Raw genomic sequence first — 20892 nt, forward strand, 5'->3', positions numbered from 1 at the left:
AGTGATCTGCGATTGTTTAGTAAAGATTAAAACGGTATAATTTTTTGAAATCTGCGGCGGCATATCGCATTTTTATTTGGAGACAGCTGTATGGGTAAAATCGCGTGGTCAAAAATTTTCGGAAAATATGAAGCGCCTGAATGGATGAAGGCGATCGGTCGTTTTTTTTTCCGCAATAAAGCCGGATTTAAAAAGGCGCGGAAAATCGCGCTCATTTCGCTTGCGTCCCTTGTCGGTCTCATCGTGCTCGCCGTTGCGGCTTTGTTCGCGTGGGTGTTTATCGAGTCGAAGATGCCGGTCAAAATGGAAATAGGTTATTCGGTCGAAGAGCCGGATTTGCTCGAAAATGCGAAAGATCCGCTCGTCATTTCATTCAACGGTTCCGCGGCGAAAATCGACGATGCCGATAAAATCATTGCCGGCGGCATAGCGATGAAACCCGATATGGCCGGCGAATGGCGATGGATCGGTTCCGACGAACTCGTCTTTACGCCTTCCGAACCGTGGCCGCTCGGTACGCAGTATCAGATTTCATTTTCAAAAAAAGATTTTGCAGACCACGTTAAAATCCGTTCGTATACGGCAAAATTTTCAACCGACGATTTTTATGCGGAAATCGAAGATGAGGAATTCTGCATCGACGCCGCCGATCCCGCAAAAAAATATATCTCTTTTTCGCTTCGTGCGAATTTTCCGATAAACTCCGACGGCATAGAAAAGCTCGTCTCGCTTTCTCCCGATATGAAAAATCCGAAAAGCGGTACTTTCGAAAAGCGCAGCTATACGGTCACGGCAGGTTTGAGCGACGATAAGCGCACGGCGTTTTTTGCATCCGAACCGCTCGGCGTGCCTGCAAAAGACGTAACGATGAACATCGCGATTGCGGCGGGAATCAAATCGGCTTCGGGCGGATCGCCTTTGAAAAAGATGACGGCTTCGGTTACCGTTCCCGGTTCTTCAAGCTATGCTAAAATCGAATCGATAGATTTTACCCTTGTCAAAAACGACGCGCAGGAATACGAGCAGGTGATCGCGATCGAAACGACGGCGAAGATAAGCGCCGATAATTTGCAAAGCGCGCTTTCGGTATACGAGCTGCCGCAGGATAAACCTGCAGAACCGGGCAGACGCGGCGAAAAAGATTACGAGTGGTACAGCGAAGAAGAAGTTACCGACACCGTTATTAAAAACAGTAAAGCGCTTTCGTTTACGGCGCTGCCGTCGGAACTCGAATACGATACGATGCATTCGTTTGTAATCGATGCGAAGCCGGGCACGTATCTGTACGTCACGGTAAAAGACGGCGCAAAATTTTACGGCGATTATTATCTGACCGACCCTCACGGAGAAGTCGTAAAGGTGCGCTCCTATCCGAAAGAGACGACGATTTTATCGGACGGTACGATCATTTCGATGCGCGGCAGCAAAAAGATTCCAGTGCTTACGCGCGGCGTCGACAAAGTATACTACACGGTGTGGCGCATGCAGAGCGACGAAATCAATCACATCGCGTCGATGTCGAACGGCGATATGAAAAATTTTTCGTTCAACTACGACTATATCTTCAATCAAAACAATGTGAGTGCGGTCTATCGTTCCGACGCTACGGTCGCTGCGACAAGCGCGAAAAAACCGTCGTACACGAACTTCGATTTTTCAAGCTATTTGAATTCGATCCCGTCGCAGCATCTCAAATACGGTCTCTTTTTGTTCCGCGTGTCGAGCGAAAAAAACGGGCACGGAGACGAGCGGCTCATCCTCGTAACCGATCAGGGGATCATCGTTAAAAAAAATGCAGATAAAACCTGCGACGTATTCGTGCAGTCGATTGCGACGGGACGGCCACTTGCGGGCTCTGAAATACGAGTCGTCGCGCTCAACGGCGACACGCTCGCTTCGGGCATTACGGCATCCGACGGTCACGTAACGCTTCCCGCTCTTTCGATGAACGACAAGGAACATCGTCCCGTCGCCTATACTGCGATAAACGGAGGCGACTTCGCGTTTATGCCGTATGCCGATTACGGACGCTCGCTCGATTATTCGGATTTCAATACGGGCGGCGAATACGGCGCGCTCGACCCCGATGCGATTCACACCTATATTTTTTCCGACCGCGGCATCTACCGGCCGGGAGATACCGCAAAGCTCGGTCTCATCGTCAAAGCGGGGGATTGGGCGAAGAGCCTTGCAGGAACACCTCTCGCCTACGTCGTTACGGATCCGAACGGCACGGAGATAGTCGATAAAGAATTCGCGCTCAACGACGCGGGCTTTGAAGAAATCAAATTCGCCACGCAGTCCTACTCTCCGACCGGCGAATACAACGTTTCCGCATATTTCAGAAAACAGCGTTCCGACGGAAAAATCGAACGCGTTTTTCTCGGAAACGAAACGGTCAAAGTCGAAGAATTTTTGCCGGATACGCTTTCGATTTCGACGGCTTTCGACCCGCTTCCGGCTTTAGGCTGGATCCGGCCGGCAAAGCTTACGGGTGTCGTAAAGCTGAGAAACCTCTTCGGCACGGTCGCGGCGGGCAATAAAGTTTCGGCGGAGATTTCGCTCGCTCCGGGATATATGCGTTTTCCGCAGTACCGCGGCTACGTATTTTCCGATCCGTATACCGGAAAAGATTCGTATACGGAAACGCTCGACGAAAAGACGACCGACGATGAGGGACGGGCTGAGTTTGCGCTCGACGTCGAAAAATTTGCCAAAGCGTCGTACCGCATGACCTTTACGGCCGACGGTTATGAAAAAGGCAGCGGCCGTGCGGTCTCTTCGCAGTCGTCGGTGTACGTTTCCCCGCTCGAATATCTCATCGGTGTAAAAGCCGACGGCGATCTTTCATACATCAAAAAGGATTCGGCGCGCGAACTGACGCTCATCGCAGTCGGCCCCGATCTCAAACAGAGAGCGGTGTCGGGAGTCGAACTTGCCGTCACGGAAAACCGCTACGTGTCCGTGCTCGTCAAACAGCCGAACGGCGCGTATAGATATCAATCGGTAAAAAAAGAATATCCGGTATTTACGAAAACGGTTACGATCCCCGAAGCGGGATTGAAATATCGGCTTCCCGTTTCGGATGAAGGCGATTTTACGCTGACGCTGAAAAACGGAGAAGGTCTCGAATTTAATAAAACGCCGTATTCCGTTATCGGTGAAAAGAATTTGCAGCGAAGCCTGTCGCGTACCGCGGAACTCGAAGTAAAGATGGAAAAAAGCGATTTCCGTCCGGGAGACACGGCGCAGCTTTTTATCAAAGCGCCGTATGCGGGAAGCGGTCTCATCGCCGTCGAACGCGATAAAGTGTATACGTACAAATGGTTCCGTTCCGACGGCGCGTCCTCTCTGCAGGCGATTGCGATTCCGCAGGGACTTGAAGGAAACGGCTATATCACGATCATGTACGCGCGCTCCTACGACTCCGAAGAAATCTACATGAGTCCCTTCTGCTATGCGGCCGTTCCGTTTTCGGTCAGCCTCGAGCGGCGTACAAACGAAATCACGCTCGATGTAGCGCGTGAAGCCAAGCCCGGAACCGATTACACGATTTCGTATTCGAGTAAGAGGCCGGGGAAAATCGTCGTCATGGCGATCGACGAAGGCATTTTGCAAGTTGCGCGCTATAAAACGCCCGATCCGCTTGCATACTTTTTTAAAAAGCGCGCGCTCGAAGTTTCGACGTCTCAAGTGCTCGATTTGGTTTTGCCCGAATACAATATCCTCCGTACGCTCGCTGCAGCAGGCGGCGGTGAAGACTACGATCTGCTCGCGCACAATTTGAATCCGTTTAAGCGAAAACAAAACGAGCCGGCCGCTTATTGGTCGGGCATCGTCGACACGGGGCCCCAAAAGAGAAACCTTACCTACCGCATTCCCGATTACTTCAACGGAAGCCTCCGCGTTATGGCCGTCGCCGTGTCGTCCGAGGCGATAGGCGTCGCACAGGCGTCGTCGGAGATAAAAGACACTTACGTCATCGTGCCGAATGCTCCGACTTTCGCGTCCCCCGGAGATACTTTCGACATATCGGTGACGGTAACGAACAACGATAAGGGTTCGGGCAGCGATGCATCCGTCGTGCTCAGCGCCGTTCCGACCGCTCACTTTTCGATCACATCCGCGCAGTCGGTAACGCTCAAGATCCCCGAAGGGCGGGATGCGACGGCGACGTTCGGCATAAAAACGAATGACGTACTCGGAGCTGCGGATATCGCATTTACTGCAAAGGGCGCTTCGCATTCGTCGCGCATCACTTCCTCGATGAGCGTCCGCCCGTCCATGCCGTATCAAGTGCGGCTTACGAGCGGGCGCGTTACAAAAGACAAAGCGAGCGTCGACGTCGATAAAAAAATGTACAACGAATACGCGACGAGGGAAATCGCGCTTTCGTATCTGCCGAGCGGGCTGGCAAAGGGTTTGCAGTTTTATCTCGAAAAATATCCCTACGGCTGTTCGGAGCAGCAAGTGAGTATGGGCTATCCCTACCTCTTCCCCAACTTGCTCAAAGAGTCGGGCAAAACGAAGGCCGATGCGCAGGAAGCGATCGACAATGTCGTCGCAGCTCTTCAGTCGAGACAAAAGTCGGACGGTTCGATCGGATTTTGGACGCACCGTTCGGAAAGCTGGGCTGCGCTCGACGCATACTGTGCAATGTTTTTAACAGACGCGCGCGAAAACGGTTATTACGTCCCCGACGTATTTTTTAACAATCTGCTCGGCGTTTTGAAAAAGAGGGCTGCCGACACGGACGGCGGCGTATACGGCCGCGCGTTCTGCGTTTACGTGCTCACGCGGAACGAAACGGTGACGACGGATTATATCAATTCTCTGCGCAAAGATATGGATCGCGACGATAAAGCTTCCGTTGCGGGCGTTTTCCTCGCCGCATCGTATAAAATGCTCGGCATGGCGTCGGAAGGCGAAAAGCTCGTCTCGCGCGTAAAACGCGGGGTCAAAACGGCCGATACCATCGGCTTTTTCGAAGATGACTTGTATTTCAAATCGGCGTACCTCTACCTCATTTCGGAATATTATCCCGAAAAACTTTCCGCCCTTTCCGCACATCTGCTCGAATCGATCGAAGACGAAATCGTTCACCGCCGTTACGCATCCCTTTCGGCCGCGATGACGCTCATCGCGATAAAAAGCTATCTCGCGGCAATGCCCGCATCTGAAACGGGAAAATTTACCGTTGTCGAAGAATCGGGCAAAACGACGAAGACGCTTACGCCGCAGGGCGAAAAAGTCTTTACCGCCGAGTTCGCATCCGATGCGCAAAAACTTCGCTTGACGAACGAGGAAAAGACGAATCTCTTTTATCAAGTAACGCAGGGCGGATTTTTACACGATATCCCCTCAGGCGAAACGAAAGACGGCATCGAAGTGTACCGCGAATTTGTCGATGCGAACGGCAAAAAAATCGATGCGGTAAAACTCGGCGATGAAGTGACGGTAAAAGTGAACGTCCGTTCGACGAAAAACAGATCGATACGCAACGTCGCCGTCGTCGATATGCTGCCCTGCGGTTTGGAAGCGGATATCGCGTCCGTACGCGAAAGCGATACCGGCTGGAAACCCGATTACGTGGACATACGCGAAGACCGCATCGTGCTCTTCGGAACTGTGACGCAGGAACTTAAAACGTTCACGTACAAAGTGCGAGCCGTCAACTCAGGGAAGTACACGGTGCCGCCGCTCTTTGCCGAAGCGATGTACGACGGCACGCAGCGCGCGCTCCGTCCGCAAAAAAGCATAACGATCTCCGATAAATGAAAAAGCGTCATGCGGCAGCTCTCGGCGTTGCGGGAGCGCTGCTGCTTTTTTGCGTTGTCGATGTCGTCCGCAGCAAAGCGAACGGCATCCTCGACGGCATCTCTTTTTCAGGCGCCTATGCCGATCGAAACGGAAAACTCCTTCGCGTATACCTGACGCCGGACGAACGCTTTCGCATTTATAAACCCGTTACGGAATTTCCGAAAGAATTTCTCGAAGCGCTTTTGCTTCGGGAAGACCGGCGCTTTTACCTGCATCACGGCATCAATCCCGCATCCCTCATACGCGCGGGCTGGGAAACCTACGTAAAGCGATCGCGCGTTATAGGCGCGTCGACGATTACGATGCAGACAGCAAAATTGAAATACCGTCTGTACACGCGAAGCATTCCCGGAAAACTCGCGCAGATTTTTTTAGCGCTCCGCCTCGAAGTTTTGTATTCGAAACAGGACATACTCGACGCGTACGTCAACCTCGCACCCTGCGGAAAGAATATCGAAGGCTTCGAAGCGGCTTCTTATTATTTTTTCGGAAAAAGCATCGAAAAAACGGATCTGCCGCAGCGCCTCATGCTCTGCGTACTTCCGCAAAATCCCGCAAAGCGATGTCCCTCCGCATCTCGTGTCCCGGACGAACTCATCGACGCGAGACTCTCGCTTTTCGACGAATGGATAAAGGAACGTCCGGCGGCAAGCGGCGAGCGCTCTTTCGTCGCATCTCATCCTCAGCTCGTCTGCGCTTTTCCCGACGAAGCGCCGCACTATACCCGCATGCTCGAATTGCAAAGACCGCATCGCGCACATCCGCAAAAAATTATTAAGACGACAATCGATTCGAATTTGCAGGAACTCGTTGAATCGCGCATCCGTTTTTTTATCAACAGGAAGCGGCATTTGGGCATTACGAACGCTGCAGTCCTTCTCGCAGATTCCGAAACGATGGAAGTGCTTGCGGCAGTCGGTTCGGCGCGTTTTTACGACGATGCCATTCAGGGGCAGGTAGACGGAAACATTGCAAAGCGTTCGCCCGGCTCCGCGCTGAAACCTTTTATATACGCGCTCGCCCTCGATCAGGGGATCATCCATTACGGTACGATGCTCAAAGACACGCCGTCGAGCTTCAGCGAATATACGCCCGACAACTACGGCAACACATTTAAAGGCCCGATAAAAGCGTGGCAGGCGCTTACGGAAAGCCGCAATATCCCCGCAATAACGCTCGCACGGAAATTGAAAAATCCCGACCTCTACGATTTTTTAGCGGACGCGGGCATCTCCGCTCTCAAAGCGAAGGACAGCTACGGACTTTCGATCGTGCTCGGAAGCGCGGACGTAACGCCCTTCGAACTTACGACGCTGTACGCTTCTCTCGTAAACGGAGGCACGGAGCGGCCGCTTAAAACGGTTATGAGCGAAAGCCGTGCGGCAATCGACGACGCATTAACAATTAATAATTTTAAAGAGCATCGACTGTTTTCGCCCGAAGCTGCATTTATCGTGTGCAAAATGCTCGAGCAGAATCCTCCGCCCGTCGAAGCAAGATCTGCCGAAGCGAAAGCCGTTCCTGTCGCCTACAAAACGGGAACGTCCGTCGGCTTCCGCGATTCGTGGACGGCGGGCTTTTTCGGCAAGTACGTGATGTGCGTGTGGATAGGAAATTTCGACGGCGTCGGAAACAATGCCTTTCTCGGACGCAGTGCCGCAGCTCCTCTTTTTTTTGCCATCGCCGACAGTATGATCGCGTCGGGCAGAGTCGGCGTATCCTTGAAGTTTCCGCATGAGGGAGTGACGAAGATACGCGTGTGTTCCGTGTCGGGTGCCGTTCCGACCGACGACTGCCCGAATACCGAAGAAGCGTGGTTTATCCCCGGAGTGTCGCCGATAGCGAAGTGCCGCATTCATCGAAAGATAACGATCGACACGAGAAGCGGCTACCGCACCGATGAAACCGGAAAGCCGTATTGCAAAGAAGTCGTGCGCGAATTTTGGCCGAGCGATTTACAGGCGCTTTTTGCCGAAGCGGGACTGCCGCGGCTTCTTCCTCCCGATTATCCGCCCGAGCAAAGCAAAAGCGGTTTATACAAAAGCGGCTATCCGCCGGAAATACGCTCGCCTCTCAAACATACCGAATACGTGTTCCGCTCGTCCGATCCCGCGCGCAGTACCATCGTTTTGAGCGCGTCCGCCGATGCCGATACGAAAGAATTGTTTTGGTTTTCGGGCGCGTCGTTTATCTGTAAAAGCGCGCCGGGCGAAAAATACGAATGGAGACCGTCTCCCGGCATTTACGAACTCACCGTCGCCGACGGCAAAGGCAGAAGCGATTCTTGTACGGTAAAGATTCGAAGCGCGGACTAGAGCCGGCACTTCGGACTCCGTTGAAGAGCCATGTGCGCATCGCATGTGATTTTCGCCCCGCTGTCTTTTTTATTAAAACAGGTGTATACTGTTCTGAGAAAACGGGAGAAGCCTATGAAGTTTTTAGTCATATCCGATTTACACGGAAATATTTCGGCGCTCGAAAAACTCGAGGGAGAGTTTAAAGCGGTCGATGCGGTTTTGTTCGGCGGAGACTTCGCCGCCTTCAAGCACGCGGAAACGGGTCTGCCCGCGCTCGAAGCTTTGTGCAAAAAGCACGACGTCATCTTTTCCGTTATCGGAAACTGCGACGAACCGGATTTTTTACACGAAATCGAAAAAAAAGATATCAGCGTCGAAGGCGCGCTCGTCTACCACGACGGCATTTGCATCGCGGGAAGCGGCGGCGGCAGCAAGTTTACCGGTACGACGCCGAACGAACGAACGGAAGACGAACTCCTGTCGGATTTCGACGTCGTCGAACGCGCTTCGGCAAAGAGCGGCGGCACGTGGAAAAATCTCATACTCATTTCCCACAATCCGCCGAAAGATACAAAGTGCGATGCGGTAAATCCGGCTTTGCACGCGGGCTCGCAAAAATTCCGCGAATTTATAGAACGGATAAAACCGCTCGCCGTTATCACCGGACATATTCACGAAGGGGCGGCGATCGATAAAATCGGAGCGACGACGGTGATCAACCCCGGTGCACTCCTCGACGGAAATTATGCCGTTATGGAAATCGCCGAAAACGACGGCGAGTGGAGCGTCGCAGACGCGGAACTTCGAAAGACGGATCGATAGCGGCGATCCTGTGGGAACGAAAAATTAACAATTATTAATTCGATTTCAGGTTTAATCAACATACTCCGGTGCGGTATGTGAGACAAGATCCCGCACGAAAAAACTCGAATTTTTCCGATCATCTGTGTTACTCGCTCGATGCGATTCGAAAGCCCATGTAAGTATAGGATTCGTTCGGATCGAATGCGTAGCGATCGCCCGCGTTGATAAAGGGCGTGTATTCCGAAACGCTTCCGCCGCGGCTTACGCGTTTTGAACCGTATGCGGGGCCTGTATACCGCACTTCCTTTTTTTGCTCCGTGTAATCGGCAAACCAATCCCAGCAAAACTCGAGCACGTTGCCGCTCATATCGTATATGCCGCTTCCGTTTGCATTTCCCGATCCGGGAGCAGGCGGCGCTTCCGGTGTAAATACCGTGCCTGCCGTTCCGACGATCCGAGGAGCATCCGCATTGCTGCAGTCCCATGCGACAAACGACGCGTCATCTCTTCCTTCATCCCCCGTTTCGCCGCTTGCCTTATCGCCTCGCTGCATGCCGCTTTTCGTTATGCGGGCGGCGTACTCCCATTCGGCTTCCGTCGGCAGCCTATAGCCGTCGGCGTTCCAGTTGCATTCGGACAGGTCGCACGAAGCGGTATCGGTCGAATCGCGCAGCACTTTTCCTTTATACGAATAGCACGGCGTTTTATTTTCGATTTCGCTGAGCGCATTGCACCACACGATCGCATCGTACCAATTTATCGCCGTAACCGGAAAATATTTATCTTCGTCCGTCGGCTCGCCGCCGCGTCTGCCTTCCGAGCCGCCCTGTCCGGGGTTTGCAAAAACATAGCCGCGCCCTTCCGCGTCTATACGCACGGCGTACCAAAGCGCGTATGTCGTTTCGAATTTATTGATTTTAAACGGCAAAACGGTACGTTCGGCCGTATAGGTTTGACTGTTTTCGCCGATGATGAAAGTATGGACGGCGTTTCCGTCGGTCGGCCGCGTCATATCGAGGCCGCCGAATGTATCGCTTCCGCCCTTCGCGCAGAGCGGAAATGCCGTACAAAAAATTACTGAAATCAGTACGATAGCATATTTTTTCATAAGTTCTCCAAAAGAAAACGCTCAAGCGATTTTTGCATCCGACCTCAGCGACGACGATATTTCGGACGGTGTTTTTTTATCATATCTTCTCGTTATTAAAATATAAAAAATTACAAAAGGTTTCAACGTAATTCGATTTGCCGAATGAACCTGCAGGCCGAGCGCGGATGCGGTACCGATTATTTTTTTATCGACGTGCGATCGCGGAGCATGAGCGCGGTGATGATCGTTGTAAGGATGCAGCCGCCTGAAATGACGAACATGCCGACCCACCCGTTGCTTGAAAACGGCAGCGGTACGTTCATGCCGAAAAAGCTCGTGATAAACGTCGGCACCATGAGCACGAGATTGATGACGGTGAGGCGTTTCATGCTGACGTTCAAATTGTTCGAAATGACCGACGTAAAAGTGTCCATGAGTCCCGCGAGGATATTGTTGTAGGTTTCGGCCATACCGATCGCCTGCTTGTTATCGATGTCGACATCGTCGAGCCAATCGTAATCGTCTTCGTCGAGATTTAATAATTTCGTTCTGCGAAGTTTTTGAAGCAAAAGCTGATTGCTTGTAAGAGACGTCGTAAAATATTCGAGCGACTTTTGCAAATTGAGAAGCTTGACGATTTCTTTGTTTTCGATCGGTCCCTGCAGTTCGCGTTGCATGGCGGTCGTCTGACGATTTATTTCTTTTAGATAGCGCAAAAACGTCGTGTCGGCGCGGCTCATCAGTTTGATGATAAAAGCCGGAAAATCGTCGAGCGAGATTCCCTTTATGGCACCCGAAGCGATATCGCCGAGTATGTCGCAGCTTGAAGAGCAGATCGTAATAATCGTATTTCCTTCGATCACGATACCGAGGGGAATCGTATAAAACGACACTTCCGCAGCCGCATCGTACACCGGCATTCGTATGATGACGAGCACGTACGAGTCTCCCTCTTCGATGCGCGAAAGTTCGTCGGGGTCGAGGATATCGACGATGTGGTCGTAATCTATGCCGCAGCTCGTTTCGAGAAGTGAAGCGTCGATGCTCGAAACGTTGCGGGCGTCGACCCACGTGCGGTTTTCGGTATTCAAGCGTTTTCCGGGGACGCGGACGAATTGTCCGTTTTTTTGCTGCCAATAAGAAATCATCGCGGGTGAAATCTTAGCAGAAAAAAGCGCAAAGCGCAATGAACGAAAATGGGACAATATAAAATGTTGTCTTTTCGGACGATACTGTGGTATAGTAATATGAGGGTATAAAATTATTATAAATAATATTATTATCACCATTAATGCATACGGTTACATAATAATTACGGTACATAAGTAAAAGATTCTATGACAATAAACGAATTTGAGAATACATATTGGTACATGGGTGAACTCAAAGCATTAGCAAAATTTCTTGAAATTCCTTTTGATTCAAAAATACGAAAAGATCAACTTGAGGCGTTGATTATTCAATTTTTGGAAACCGGAACGGTAAATCAAAAGAATCGTTTTCCGATTAAAAATCGGAATAGAGATATATTGAATAATCATACGTATGTTGAAAATTTCAGCAACAAAAAAGAGACGTGGGAATTCATACAGAGTGAAATGGATAAACGAGTTCCGGGATTAAAACCGAAATCGGGTGCAAAATATTGGCTTAATCGCTGGATTGAAAATAAACTTTCTCATGGTGAAAAAATAACTTATGATGATGTTATTTGTGAATATATTCGGTTAAACCAAACTGAAGGAAGGCTTCCGCAAATTCCATCCTGTAAATTTAATAATTTTATAAGCGATTATCTGGCGAATGAAAAAAATGCAACAAGAGAAGACGCTTTGGAAGCATGGACTAAGTTAAAAGATATGAAGGTCAAAAAAGATTATATAACGTGGAAAGAGAATAAAAATACATAAAAAATTTCGCCTAACACCCGCTTCAACGCTGACAAACGGGACTGAGCCCTGTTGCAGATTAAGCGAATGTGACGGCTTACCGAACCGCATGGGAACTAAAAAATGGATGACAAGATTGATGAAACAAATGTAAATGAAAAAAATATCGATTACAGTAAGTTTGAAGAATTGTTTTTCGAAAATGTCAGAAAAGGAGAAAAGTATCAGCATTTTCTAAATCTCAGTTCTCAATTAGATTGTATGCTTATTCGAAGTATTTTAGCTTCAATGAAAATTCCAACTTATGTTGAAGGTGAAAATATGAATCAACAACCCCGACGCGAGCGTCGGGGTATGTTGTTCTCATAAGGTGGTTGCAGTCGGCTTTAATACCCTTCGTTGCGACGCAAGCGTCGGGGTATTAAACCCTCCGCGCGAATAAAATTTACGGAGGTACTGCAACTTTTATAACAACTGTTTTTAAAATAAAGTTATACATTTTGATCGATGATTACGATGAGGCATGTATAGTTGTAAAAGACTATATTAAAAATAAACTGGAATCCCTTTCTTCTCGAAAAGGGAAAGATACATATTTAAAGGCTTTTCAAATACTTTCCGCCCCTTATATAATTTCAAATTCCCAAGAAATACTCGGTATTTCAATTATGAGTAAAAAAACAATGGACGAAAAACCCGAAGAAAATATTTTTTCTCGGATTTTTAATGCTTTATTCAAATTTATTTGACATTACGTATGGATTTTGTTATTCTATACGTAATGAGGTTCGTATGGACGCAAAATTAACTTTAAGCATGGACAGTTCCGTTATTTCTTCAATGAAGGGATATGCTTCCGAAAATAATTCCAGCATATCACAGATCGCTGAATCATTTTTCAGAAATTTGCTTTCTTCTCAATCGAAGAACAGAAAAATATCGCCGCTGGTTCAAGAATTAAGCGGAATAATTCCTGTTGAGAAAACCGACAAAAGCGATTATATAAACTACTTGGAATCAAAGTATGAGTAAAGTGCTTTTTGTCGATTCCGATGTCATTTTAGATGTGCTTGAAAAGCGTGAGCGATTTTATGAATATTCCGCTCAAATTCTTTCTTTGGGTGATGAGAAAAAGGCAAAGCTTGTTACAACTTCTTTAGCTTTTGCAAATATTTATTACTTGCTTCGTAAGCATTTAGGGATTGAAAAAGCAAAAGAAAGTTTAAGGAAACTCAGGATTATTGTAGATGTGATTTCCGTGAATGCAAAGGAAGTCGATTTGGCTTTAAATTCGGAGCTTTCGGATTTTGAAGATGCACTGCAATATTTTACGGCATTGGACGGTAAGATAGAATTTATCATCACAAGAAATGTTTGCGATTATAAGAATCCGAAATTGATTGTCCAGACTCCTCAGCAATATATAGAGGGGCTTAATAACAAAAAATAAGACTCGAAAAAGCTTTGTAGCCGATAAAGGGGTCAAGTCCGTGTGCGGTACAACCGGTTGTTAGACAGATGCCTTGTGCGGTGGAAGAAAAATAATTTTTTTGAATAAAGTAAAAATCTTTTTTCATATGCCGCGACGTAACTGAGGTTGTTAAAGCCCGACAGCAAACGCCTTATGAGAACAACATACCCTTCGTTATGCTTTTTTAATACACGCCGAGGATGGCGGGATCCGCCCAAAACGAACTGTATTGAACGGTGCCCTGCGACGATTCTTCCCAGACGGATTGGAGCGCATAGCCGCGCGGATGCTGTACGATTTTCGTGTTGCCCGCACCGGGCTTCAAATCGTTGATACCGCGGCTGAACGTGATGTGCTGCGAATCGAGATTGCCGAAATAATAATTTCGTGCGTCTCCCGTTTCACCCCAGCCTTCATACGACAATCCCGCACCGAGGGAGGGATCGGCGGGAATCCATCCGACGCCGTGCAGATAGAATTCGCACCACCAGTGATTGCGCGTATGGAGATCCCGATCGACGAGTACGCCGCAGTCCGTAAGCGCGGGAATGCCCGCCGCCCGTAACAGCGCAGTGTAGAGAAGCGCAAAACAATAAGCGTCGCCCCGCTTGCTTTTTATAAGATTGAGGGGCGATTCGGGTTTTGAGGCGGCATCGCGCAGTTTGTAATTGTCGAGCATATACGTATAGATGAGTTTCGCTTTGACATAGGGATTCGTCTCTTTTCCGACGATTGCTGCGGCAAGGTTCGTAACGGCTCTGTCGTCCGACGGAATAAATTTATCCGCCCTCGTCGCCGATGCGTAGAGCGCTTTATTCATATCGTCATAGGGCCGTATGTATTTCGGCTGGACGGTGCTTTTGACTTCGTATACCGAAATAACAAAATTTTGTGAAAAGCGTCGTTTTGCGGGCGACGGACCTTTAGTCGCCTGCAGCTGATGGACTATCGTATTTTGATAATCGGCGATTGCGGGTTCGGGATCGCATTCGCTGAGTTCGGCAAAAGGTTGGGCTGCGGTGAGTACCGGACGCGGAAAATAAAACCTGATCGTCGCCGGCTGTTTTGTTTCGATATTGTTTATATCGGCTGCAAGCTGGGCGATATAGGTGCGCTGCATGCCGTACGCTTTCGAACCGGCGCGAGGATCGATAACGATTTTTTGCGAAGCGGAACGACCGGCGGGCGTTTCGACATACAGCGATCCGGAAGCTGCTCCGTCGGGAACGCGCACGCGGATTTCGGTATCGCTCCAAAATTCGTAATCGAAATCGCTTTTGCTTGCAGGGATGTACAATGTGCCGACCGCTCCGGTTTCGTATGAAAGGGCACTGCGGTTCGGCGGGGTTTCCCGTTCCGTCGTAAAATATACGTCGGCCGTATCGTGCGTATTGCCGAAATTTTTTCCGAATATGACGACGAGGTCGCCTACTGTCGGAGCGGGGTTTGAAATCGATGCGATAATAGGAACGGAGACTTGCGCTTTCGGACGGACGGCTACGGGTATCTCCCGCTCGTTCGTAAAAAAAGACGGTTCGGATCGACTCGTTTTCGTTCCGACAAAGACGAGGCCGTCGCTGATAGTTGCGGGCAGGATGACTTTGATCTCCGTGTCCGTCCATGAGATGTATGAGCTTGCGGTGAGTTTGCTGCCTGCGAATTCGACATAGCCTTCATTTCTGATGCTGCCGAAATGTTTTCCCCTAATGACGACGAGATCGCCCGGAGCGCCGATGGGAGGTTCGAGTTTTTCGATGACGGGTTTTCGCCGCATTTGCATCGTGATTATAAAAACGATACAGGATACGAAAGCGACAAGCGCCGCGGCGCACATCGTCCGAAACAGCGGCGACTTTCTGAATGAATAGCTGAATTGTCCGGACGAAATCACTTGAGCGAACTCACAAGCTGTGCGTTTGCAAAATCCATGTCGGCGTTCTGCGAAACGAAGCCGATTTCAGGTATGCCTATTTTGATCGCGAGGGAACTGCCGTTCGTAAAGTCGGGGCGGAAGAGGTCAACGTCTTCGAGCTGACGTTCTCCCGAACGGGATGCATCGAAACGGGCACCGTCGAATGCGCCGAAAGACGCATCGAAAGCCGTGCGGTATTCCGCATTTGTGCCGTATGTTTCATCCGCCCGAGACGGCACGAATGCGTGCGGCTGTTCGATATTGCCGTTGATGACGACGTTGTTTTTTGCAAGTTCGACGCTTGTGCTTCGTGAAATCGGATTGATCGCGGCGGTTTGCGCTGCGGAAGGAGAGCGGAGTACGCGTACGGGTATGATGAGCGCGAAAATTGCCGCGGCCGCCGCTGCGGAAAAGGCGTATCGGAAATTGTGTTCGGAAAAGCGGTACACACGCTTGGTCGTTTTGCTGTAGCTGAGGCGCACTTGGAGGCGTTCCCAGCTTTTGTCGAGAGACGCTTTATCCAATGTCATGCCGTCCGCTTCCGAGCGGAATGCTGCGCTTGCGGCACGAAAGGCTGCAAGCTTTGCCGCACATTTCGGGCACGATTTGATATGCGCTTCGTATGTTCCGACGTATGTTTCGGGAAGTTCGTTATCGAGATACACCGAATGGATATCGTTACCGGGGCAGATAGACATCGTCTTCTCCTAATAATTTCGACAGCTGTTCGCGCGCGCGAAACACGCGGACTTTTACGTTTCCTTCCGTAATGCCGAGCGTCTTTCCGATTTCTTTATAATTCAAATCTCCGTATTCGCGCAAAATCAAAACTTCGCGCAGCTTTTCCGGAAGCTGTGCGAGCGCTTCACGCGCTTTTTCTGCGGCTTCCGCTTTGAGCACGTCGATTTCGCCCGACGGCGCCGTCCGATGATCTTCGTACAGCGCTTTTTGATACGCTTTCCGCTCGCGTCCCTTCCGCTTGACGTAGTTGAGCGATGCGTTTTTTACGACGCGAATGAGCCAATACTTCGCATCGTTGAGCGACGGAAAGACGAGTTCTTTTTCGTTCGCTTTGATGAGCGAATCGTGCGCCAAATCTTCCGCCGCTTCTTCGTCGGCGACAACCCTGTACGAAATGCGGAACAAAAGCTGCATCGTCGCGTCGTATATCGTTTTAAAATCTGCGGGATTGCCCGCGTTGAGCGGATGAGACGATCCCGATTGATTTTCCTCTACCGTAGTAAACACGATAACTCCAAAAAGTTACGGCTGCTTCGCCGTCCGCTTCCACACCGGCCCCTCCGGCGTATCGGTGATGACGATGCCTCGCGAAACCAAATCCTCTCTGATTTTGTCGGCTTTTGCGAAATCCTTCGCTTTTTTCGCCGCCGTCCGCTCCGCAACGAGGGCGTCGATTTCGGCCGCTTCCGCGTCTCCTTCGTGCGTTTCGATAACCGCGGCGGACTCGAGCTTTGCCGCTTCCGCTTCGATTTTGAGAGCGAGTACGCCGTCCATCGTTTTGATGAGCGAAAGCGCTTCTTCCGCTTTCAGTTCGGAATCCTTTACGGCAAGGTGCAGCGCGCTCATCGCCTGAGGAGTCGAAAGATCGTTTTCGAGCGCGGCTTTAAAAGAATCGATATAACCTTGCGCTTTTTTTCCGAGCGAAGAAGAGGCTTTTCCGTGAGATGCTTCGATAATCTGCGCGGCGCGTTTTACGAGCGCTTTCCGCGCGTTTTTCGCGCTTTCCATCGCGTCCCAGCTGAAAAACACTTGGCTTCGGTACTGAGCGCCGAGCAAAAAATAGCGGTAGTCGAGCGCATCGTAGCCCTTATCGGCGAGCGTTTGAAGACGCAGAAAATTCCCCGCGGACTTCGACATTTTGTCTCCGTCTCCGGACGCATCGTTTTTGACGACGAGGAATTCGTTGTGCAGCCAATAGTTGACCCATTTTTTACCGGTTGCGCCTTCCGACTGCGCGATTTCATTCGTGTGGTGGATCGGGATATGGTCGATGCCGCCGGTGTGAATGTCGAAATGATCGCCGAGGTATTTCATGCTCATCGCCGAGCACTCGATATGCCAGCCCGGGTAGCCTTTTCCCCAGGGGCTTTCCCACGACAGCGCCTGATTTTCAAATTTCGATTTTGTAAACCACAATACAAAATCGTAGGGATTGCGTTTGTTTTCATCGATGCCGACCCTCGCTCCGGCTTTTTGATCGTCGAGGCGGAGGTTTGCGAGCTTTCCGTAATCGGCATACGTGGACACGTCGTAATAGAGGTTTCCGCCGGACATATAGGTATGACCGTTCGCTTCGATGCGCTTTATCAATTCGATCATATCGGAAACGTGATCGGTCGCTTTGCACACGACGTCGGGACGGCGGATATTGAGCGCATCCAAATCCTTAAAAAACGCATCCGTATAAAACTGCGCGACTTCGAGCACCGATTGATGGCGTTCTTTCGCAGTCTTGACGATTTTATCTTCACCCGAATCGTCATCGCCCGTAAGGTGCCCGATATCGGTGATGTTCATGACATGCTTTTTATCGTAGCCGAGGTAGGAAAGCGTGCGGTCGAGTATGTCGAGAAATACGTATGCGCGCAGGTTTCCGATGTGCGCGTAATTATACACCGTCGGACCGCAGCCGTAAAAACCGACAAAGCCCGGCGTAATCGGCACGAAATCCTGCATTTCCCGTCCCATCGTATTGAATACCCGTAATCCCATAAGCAATCCCTATCGAAAAGTATAGACGTTTTCAGTATACTGTAGCGTAATGACAAGCATACGCGAAACGGCTGAAAAATTCAATACGGACGATTTTAAAGGCCGCATTCTCTTTTCCGAAACGATGGCAAATCACACGACTTTCCGTATCGGAGGTGCCGCACCCCTTTTTATAGAACCCTTCGATGTTCCGTCTCTCCGCTTTGCGCTTTCGGTTTTAAAAGCCGATGTCGTGCCGTATTTCGTGCTCGGCGGCGGAAGCAATATCGTCGTATCGGACAAAGGCTTTGAAGGCGCCGTCGTTTCTATGAGCGCACTCTGCGATATCGAAACCGCAGGCGAATGTGTCGCGTGCGGAGCGGGCGCTTCCGTTTCGTCGGTCGTTTCGTTTTGCACGGAGCATGTTCTCTCGGGGCTCGAACCGTTTGCGGGGCTTCCCGGAAGCATGGGCGGCGCGGTATATATGAACGCAAGATGCTTCGACGTATCCGTAAGCGATGTCCTCTCAGAAGTCCGCTATATCGACGGCTCTACGCTCGAAGAAAAAACCTACCGCTTCAACGCAGCGGATTGGGATTATAAAATATCGCCCTTTCAGAATACGCAGCGGATCGTCACGCGCGCGGTTTTTAAAACAAAAAAGCTTTCCGAAGACAAAAAAAACGAAATCGCAGAGCGCTGCAAAACCTGCGTCGCCGAGCGAAGCGCAAAGGGGCATTTTAAATTTCCGAGCGCGGGAAGCGTGTTCAAAAACAACCGTGCATTCGGAAAGCCGTCGGGAAAAATCATCGACGAAGCGGGATTGAAGGGGATGCGCTCCGGCGGTGCGCAGATTGCTCCGTGGCACGGAAACTTTATCGTAAACACCGGAGGCGCAACGGCGAAAGACGTGCACGATCTCGTAGATCGCATCGTCGAAACCGTACGGCAAAAGACGGGGTTTACGCTCGAATGCGAAATAATATTTTGCGGAATACGGTAAAGATAAGTTGAATTTATGCCGATTTTAAAGATTGACAAACAAGGCAGTGGAATTTATACTTATAAAACAGAGGGCGAATCGAATTGCTGCAATTATCATTTGTAAATTTTAGAAAAGGATCTTACCTCGTCGTTGAAGGGAAGGCAGAAAGCGATCGCTTCTTTATCATTCAAAGCGGCAATGTACGCTGTTTTAAAGCGACCGATGCGCCCGGCGGCCCGATTAAACTGCTCGGACCGGGAGACTTCGTCGGCGTTATCCCGTGTATGTCGGGGCATTCCCAAATCGAAACCGTTATCGCCATCACCGACGTCACCGGTATTTCCGTCCGCCGCGATCAATACCCCGAACTCATCATGCGCAATACGCCCGTCGCCATGAAGATCATCCGTACTTTTGCAAACGGTATGCGCTCCATGAACGAAACGCTGACAAAGCTGACGCTCAACAACGTTGTCGCCGACACCCCCGAACACATATTCGATGTCGCCGATTATTACGATAAAGCGGGTTTTTCGGATATTGCAGTATACGCCTATTATCAATATCTCAAAGCCTGTCCGCGCGGTCTCAATGCGGGGCGCGCAAAAGAGCGTTTTATCGTACTCAAAGAGCGCACACATGCGGTGTATTTTGAGTCGACGCCCGACCTTATGCGAGTCTATCCGAAAAGCACGATGATATTTTCCGAAAGTCAAAACGGCCCGGACATGTTTATTATCCAGGAAGGGCAAGTGAAGATTTCGAAAGTCGTCGACGGCAACGAAGTAACCCTTGCAATGCTGAAAAAAGGCGATATGTTCGGTGAAATGGCGCTGCTCGAAAACAAGCCGCGCTCGGCAAGCGCGATCGCACACGAACCGTGCAAACTCATGGCGGTAAACCGGCAAAACTTCGATTTGATGGTTGCAACCCAGCCCCAGCTCATCTCGCGCTTGACGACGATGCTCGCCGACCGCTTGTGGTCGATGTACCGGCAGATAGACAACGCGAACTTGCACGATCCGCTGCACAAGCTCATCGACATCCTCGCGCTGCAAGTCGAAAAAACGAAGCTCAATCTTTCACAGCAAAACGTCCAATATCAAACGGATTTGACGCCCTATGATTTGGCGAATATGTGCGGACTTCCGAAAGAGCAGCAAGCCGAAAGCCTTATCCGATTGCAGTCCGATTCCCATGTCCGCTTTGTCAACGGAAAAATCCTCGTGCCCGACTGCCGCGAACTTGTCAAACAGGCGGCATTTTACCGCAAGCAAAACAACAACGCGTAACAGGGCGCGTGATGCGGAGTTTCTTATGAAAAAAACGATCGCAGCTGCGTTGTTCTTTTTCACCGCGCTTTTTGTTCTTGTCGCGCAAAACGCACTTCCCCTCGGCTACGGCGGTATCCGGCTCGGCATGACGCTCGACGAAGTAAAAGAGCGTTTGAAAAAAAACGGCGAATTCGGCTATCACGGAGAGCGGGACGTGTCGCTGCTTCCCGGAGAAAACCGCGTGCTCATAGAAACAGATGCAAAATCGAGAGGCGTTTCGTCGTTTCTCGACCGGTGCTATTTTCAATTTTACAAGGGCCGCCTCTATATTATGATCATCAATGTCGATCGGGGACGCATGGATCACTACAGTATTTTCAGCGCTCTGTGCAAAAAATACGGAAACCCGACCTCTCTGTCGCCCGAAAAATCGGAGTGGAAATCGGATACCGTGACGATGAGCCTCGAGCGGCCGCTTGCGATCAAATATGTAGACACGAAAGTCTTCGACGAATTGAACGCCGCATCCCTCGTTCCGCTTTCCGCCGCCGAGATGACGCGCGAACTGTTTTTGGACTCGCTGTGACGGACGATATGCAAAGCCCTTTGCACGGTACGAAGGAAAGGGAAGAGTTATC

At 50.1% G+C, this 20892-nt stretch carries 17 protein-coding genes; 11 read left to right on the forward strand and 6 right to left on the reverse strand.

The features are described 5' to 3' along the window. Positions 1-90: 90 nt before the first annotated feature. The 3 genes from H9I36_RS00700 (at position 91) to H9I36_RS00710 (ending at position 8939) form a co-directional block, all read left to right on the forward strand. Positions 91-5778: an alpha-2-macroglobulin family protein gene (locus tag H9I36_RS00700; protein WP_187383471.1), complete on the forward strand. Its 5688-nt coding sequence runs from the start codon at positions 91-93 to the stop codon at positions 5776-5778. Continuing rightward, entirely contained in the window at positions 5775-8135 is a 2361-nt protein-coding gene (pbpC, locus tag H9I36_RS00705; RefSeq protein WP_187383472.1) for a penicillin-binding protein 1C, read from the forward strand. The genes H9I36_RS00700 and pbpC overlap by 4 nt, the downstream gene beginning before the upstream one ends. A 114-nt stretch (positions 8136-8249) precedes the next feature. Then, the gene (locus H9I36_RS00710) at positions 8250-8939 is read left to right on the forward strand and encodes a metallophosphoesterase (protein WP_187383473.1); all 690 of its coding nucleotides are present in this window, start codon (positions 8250-8252) and stop codon (positions 8937-8939) included. A gap of 127 nt (positions 8940-9066) precedes the next feature. Here H9I36_RS00710 and H9I36_RS00715 read toward each other — a convergent pair whose 3' ends face one another. Together H9I36_RS00715 and H9I36_RS00720 are read right to left on the reverse strand one after the other, a co-directional pair. Beyond that, entirely contained in the window at positions 9067-10029 is a 963-nt protein-coding gene (locus H9I36_RS00715) for a formylglycine-generating enzyme family protein (protein ID WP_187383474.1), read from the reverse strand. Positions 10030-10208: 179 nt separating this feature from the next. Continuing rightward, positions 10209-11159, reverse strand: a complete 951-nt coding sequence (locus H9I36_RS00720) for a magnesium transporter CorA family protein (RefSeq protein ID WP_187383475.1) — start codon at positions 11157-11159, stop codon at positions 10209-10211. 189 nt (positions 11160-11348) lie between these two features. On the opposite strand from H9I36_RS00720, the gene H9I36_RS00725 reads away from it, so the two are divergent. From H9I36_RS00725 to H9I36_RS00745, 5 genes are all read left to right on the forward strand, one after another. Then, a complete protein-coding gene (locus H9I36_RS00725; RefSeq protein WP_187383476.1) occupies positions 11349-11921 on the forward strand; it encodes a hypothetical protein in 573 nt (190 codons plus the stop codon). A gap of 102 nt (positions 11922-12023) precedes the next feature. Then, the gene (locus tag H9I36_RS00730) at positions 12024-12269 is read left to right on the forward strand and encodes a hypothetical protein (protein WP_187383477.1); all 246 of its coding nucleotides are present in this window, start codon (positions 12024-12026) and stop codon (positions 12267-12269) included. 131 nt (positions 12270-12400) lie between these two features. Next, positions 12401-12649 (forward strand): hypothetical protein, encoded by a 249-nt coding sequence (locus H9I36_RS00735; protein WP_187383478.1) that lies wholly within the window; start codon positions 12401-12403, stop codon positions 12647-12649. 43 nt (positions 12650-12692) lie between these two features. Beyond that, positions 12693-12932: a DUF6364 family protein gene (locus tag H9I36_RS00740; protein ID WP_187383479.1), complete on the forward strand. Its 240-nt coding sequence runs from the start codon at positions 12693-12695 to the stop codon at positions 12930-12932. After that, the gene (locus H9I36_RS00745) at positions 12925-13350 is read left to right on the forward strand and encodes a type II toxin-antitoxin system VapC family toxin (protein ID WP_187383480.1); all 426 of its coding nucleotides are present in this window, start codon (positions 12925-12927) and stop codon (positions 13348-13350) included. The genes H9I36_RS00740 and H9I36_RS00745 overlap by 8 nt, the downstream gene beginning before the upstream one ends. 205 nt (positions 13351-13555) lie before the next feature. On the opposite strand, the gene H9I36_RS00750 is transcribed toward H9I36_RS00745, so the two are convergent. The 4 genes from H9I36_RS00750 to cysS form a co-directional block, all read right to left on the reverse strand. Then, positions 13556-15145 (reverse strand): transglutaminase domain-containing protein, encoded by a 1590-nt coding sequence (locus tag H9I36_RS00750; RefSeq protein ID WP_187383481.1) that lies wholly within the window; start codon positions 15143-15145, stop codon positions 13556-13558. A 113-nt stretch (positions 15146-15258) separates the two neighbouring features. Further along, positions 15259-15981, reverse strand: a complete 723-nt coding sequence (locus H9I36_RS00755; RefSeq protein WP_187383482.1) for a hypothetical protein — start codon at positions 15979-15981, stop codon at positions 15259-15261. Beyond that, positions 15962-16531, reverse strand: a complete 570-nt coding sequence (locus H9I36_RS00760; RefSeq protein WP_187383483.1) for an RNA polymerase sigma factor — start codon at positions 16529-16531, stop codon at positions 15962-15964. The genes H9I36_RS00755 and H9I36_RS00760 overlap by 20 nt, the downstream gene beginning before the upstream one ends. Before the next feature lie 15 nt (positions 16532-16546). Continuing rightward, positions 16547-18016 (reverse strand): cysteine--tRNA ligase, encoded by a 1470-nt coding sequence (gene cysS, locus H9I36_RS00765; protein WP_187383484.1) that lies wholly within the window; start codon positions 18014-18016, stop codon positions 16547-16549. A gap of 49 nt (positions 18017-18065) precedes the next feature. Between cysS and murB the strand changes: the two genes are divergently transcribed. The 3 genes from murB to H9I36_RS00780 all read left to right on the forward strand — a co-directional run bounded on the left by murB (position 18066) and on the right by H9I36_RS00780 (position 20840). Next, a complete protein-coding gene (gene murB, locus H9I36_RS00770) occupies positions 18066-18998 on the forward strand; it encodes a UDP-N-acetylmuramate dehydrogenase (RefSeq protein WP_187383485.1) in 933 nt (310 codons plus the stop codon). An 83-nt stretch (positions 18999-19081) separates the two neighbouring features. Beyond that, entirely contained in the window at positions 19082-20272 is a 1191-nt protein-coding gene (locus H9I36_RS00775; RefSeq protein WP_187383486.1) for a Crp/Fnr family transcriptional regulator, read from the forward strand. 25 nt (positions 20273-20297) lie between these two features. Next, positions 20298-20840, forward strand: a complete 543-nt coding sequence (locus tag H9I36_RS00780; RefSeq protein ID WP_187383487.1) for a hypothetical protein — start codon at positions 20298-20300, stop codon at positions 20838-20840. Positions 20841-20892: the final 52 nt, after the last annotated feature.

Origin of the sequence: Treponema sp. Marseille-Q4130, assembly GCF_014334325.1 — a bacterium.
Classification (GTDB): Bacteria; Spirochaetota; Spirochaetia; order Treponematales; family Treponemataceae; genus Treponema_D.

Coding starts and splice junctions, on each gene's coding strand:
- H9I36_RS00715 (WP_187383474.1), bottom strand. CDS start 10,029: ATGAAAAAATATGCTATCGTACTGATTTCAGTAATTTTTTGTACGGCA.
- H9I36_RS00720 (WP_187383475.1), bottom strand. CDS start 11,159: ATGATTTCTTATTGGCAGCAAAAAAACGGACAATTCGTCCGCGTCCCC.
- H9I36_RS00780 (WP_187383487.1), top strand. CDS start 20,298: ATGAAAAAAACGATCGCAGCTGCGTTGTTCTTTTTCACCGCGCTTTTT.
- H9I36_RS00710 (WP_187383473.1), top strand. CDS start 8,250: ATGAAGTTTTTAGTCATATCCGATTTACACGGAAATATTTCGGCGCTC.
- H9I36_RS00725 (WP_187383476.1), top strand. CDS start 11,349: ATGACAATAAACGAATTTGAGAATACATATTGGTACATGGGTGAACTC.
- H9I36_RS00750 (WP_187383481.1), bottom strand. CDS start 15,145: ATGCGGCGAAAACCCGTCATCGAAAAACTCGAACCTCCCATCGGCGCT.
- pbpC (WP_187383472.1), top strand. CDS start 5,775: ATGAAAAAGCGTCATGCGGCAGCTCTCGGCGTTGCGGGAGCGCTGCTG.
- H9I36_RS00745 (WP_187383480.1), top strand. CDS start 12,925: ATGAGTAAAGTGCTTTTTGTCGATTCCGATGTCATTTTAGATGTGCTT.
- murB (WP_187383485.1), top strand. CDS start 18,066: ATGACAAGCATACGCGAAACGGCTGAAAAATTCAATACGGACGATTTT.
- H9I36_RS00730 (WP_187383477.1), top strand. CDS start 12,024: ATGGATGACAAGATTGATGAAACAAATGTAAATGAAAAAAATATCGAT.
- H9I36_RS00755 (WP_187383482.1), bottom strand. CDS start 15,981: ATGTCTATCTGCCCCGGTAACGATATCCATTCGGTGTATCTCGATAAC.
- H9I36_RS00700 (WP_187383471.1), top strand. CDS start 91: ATGGGTAAAATCGCGTGGTCAAAAATTTTCGGAAAATATGAAGCGCCT.
- H9I36_RS00740 (WP_187383479.1), top strand. CDS start 12,693: ATGGACGCAAAATTAACTTTAAGCATGGACAGTTCCGTTATTTCTTCA.
- cysS (WP_187383484.1), bottom strand. CDS start 18,016: ATGGGATTACGGGTATTCAATACGATGGGACGGGAAATGCAGGATTTC.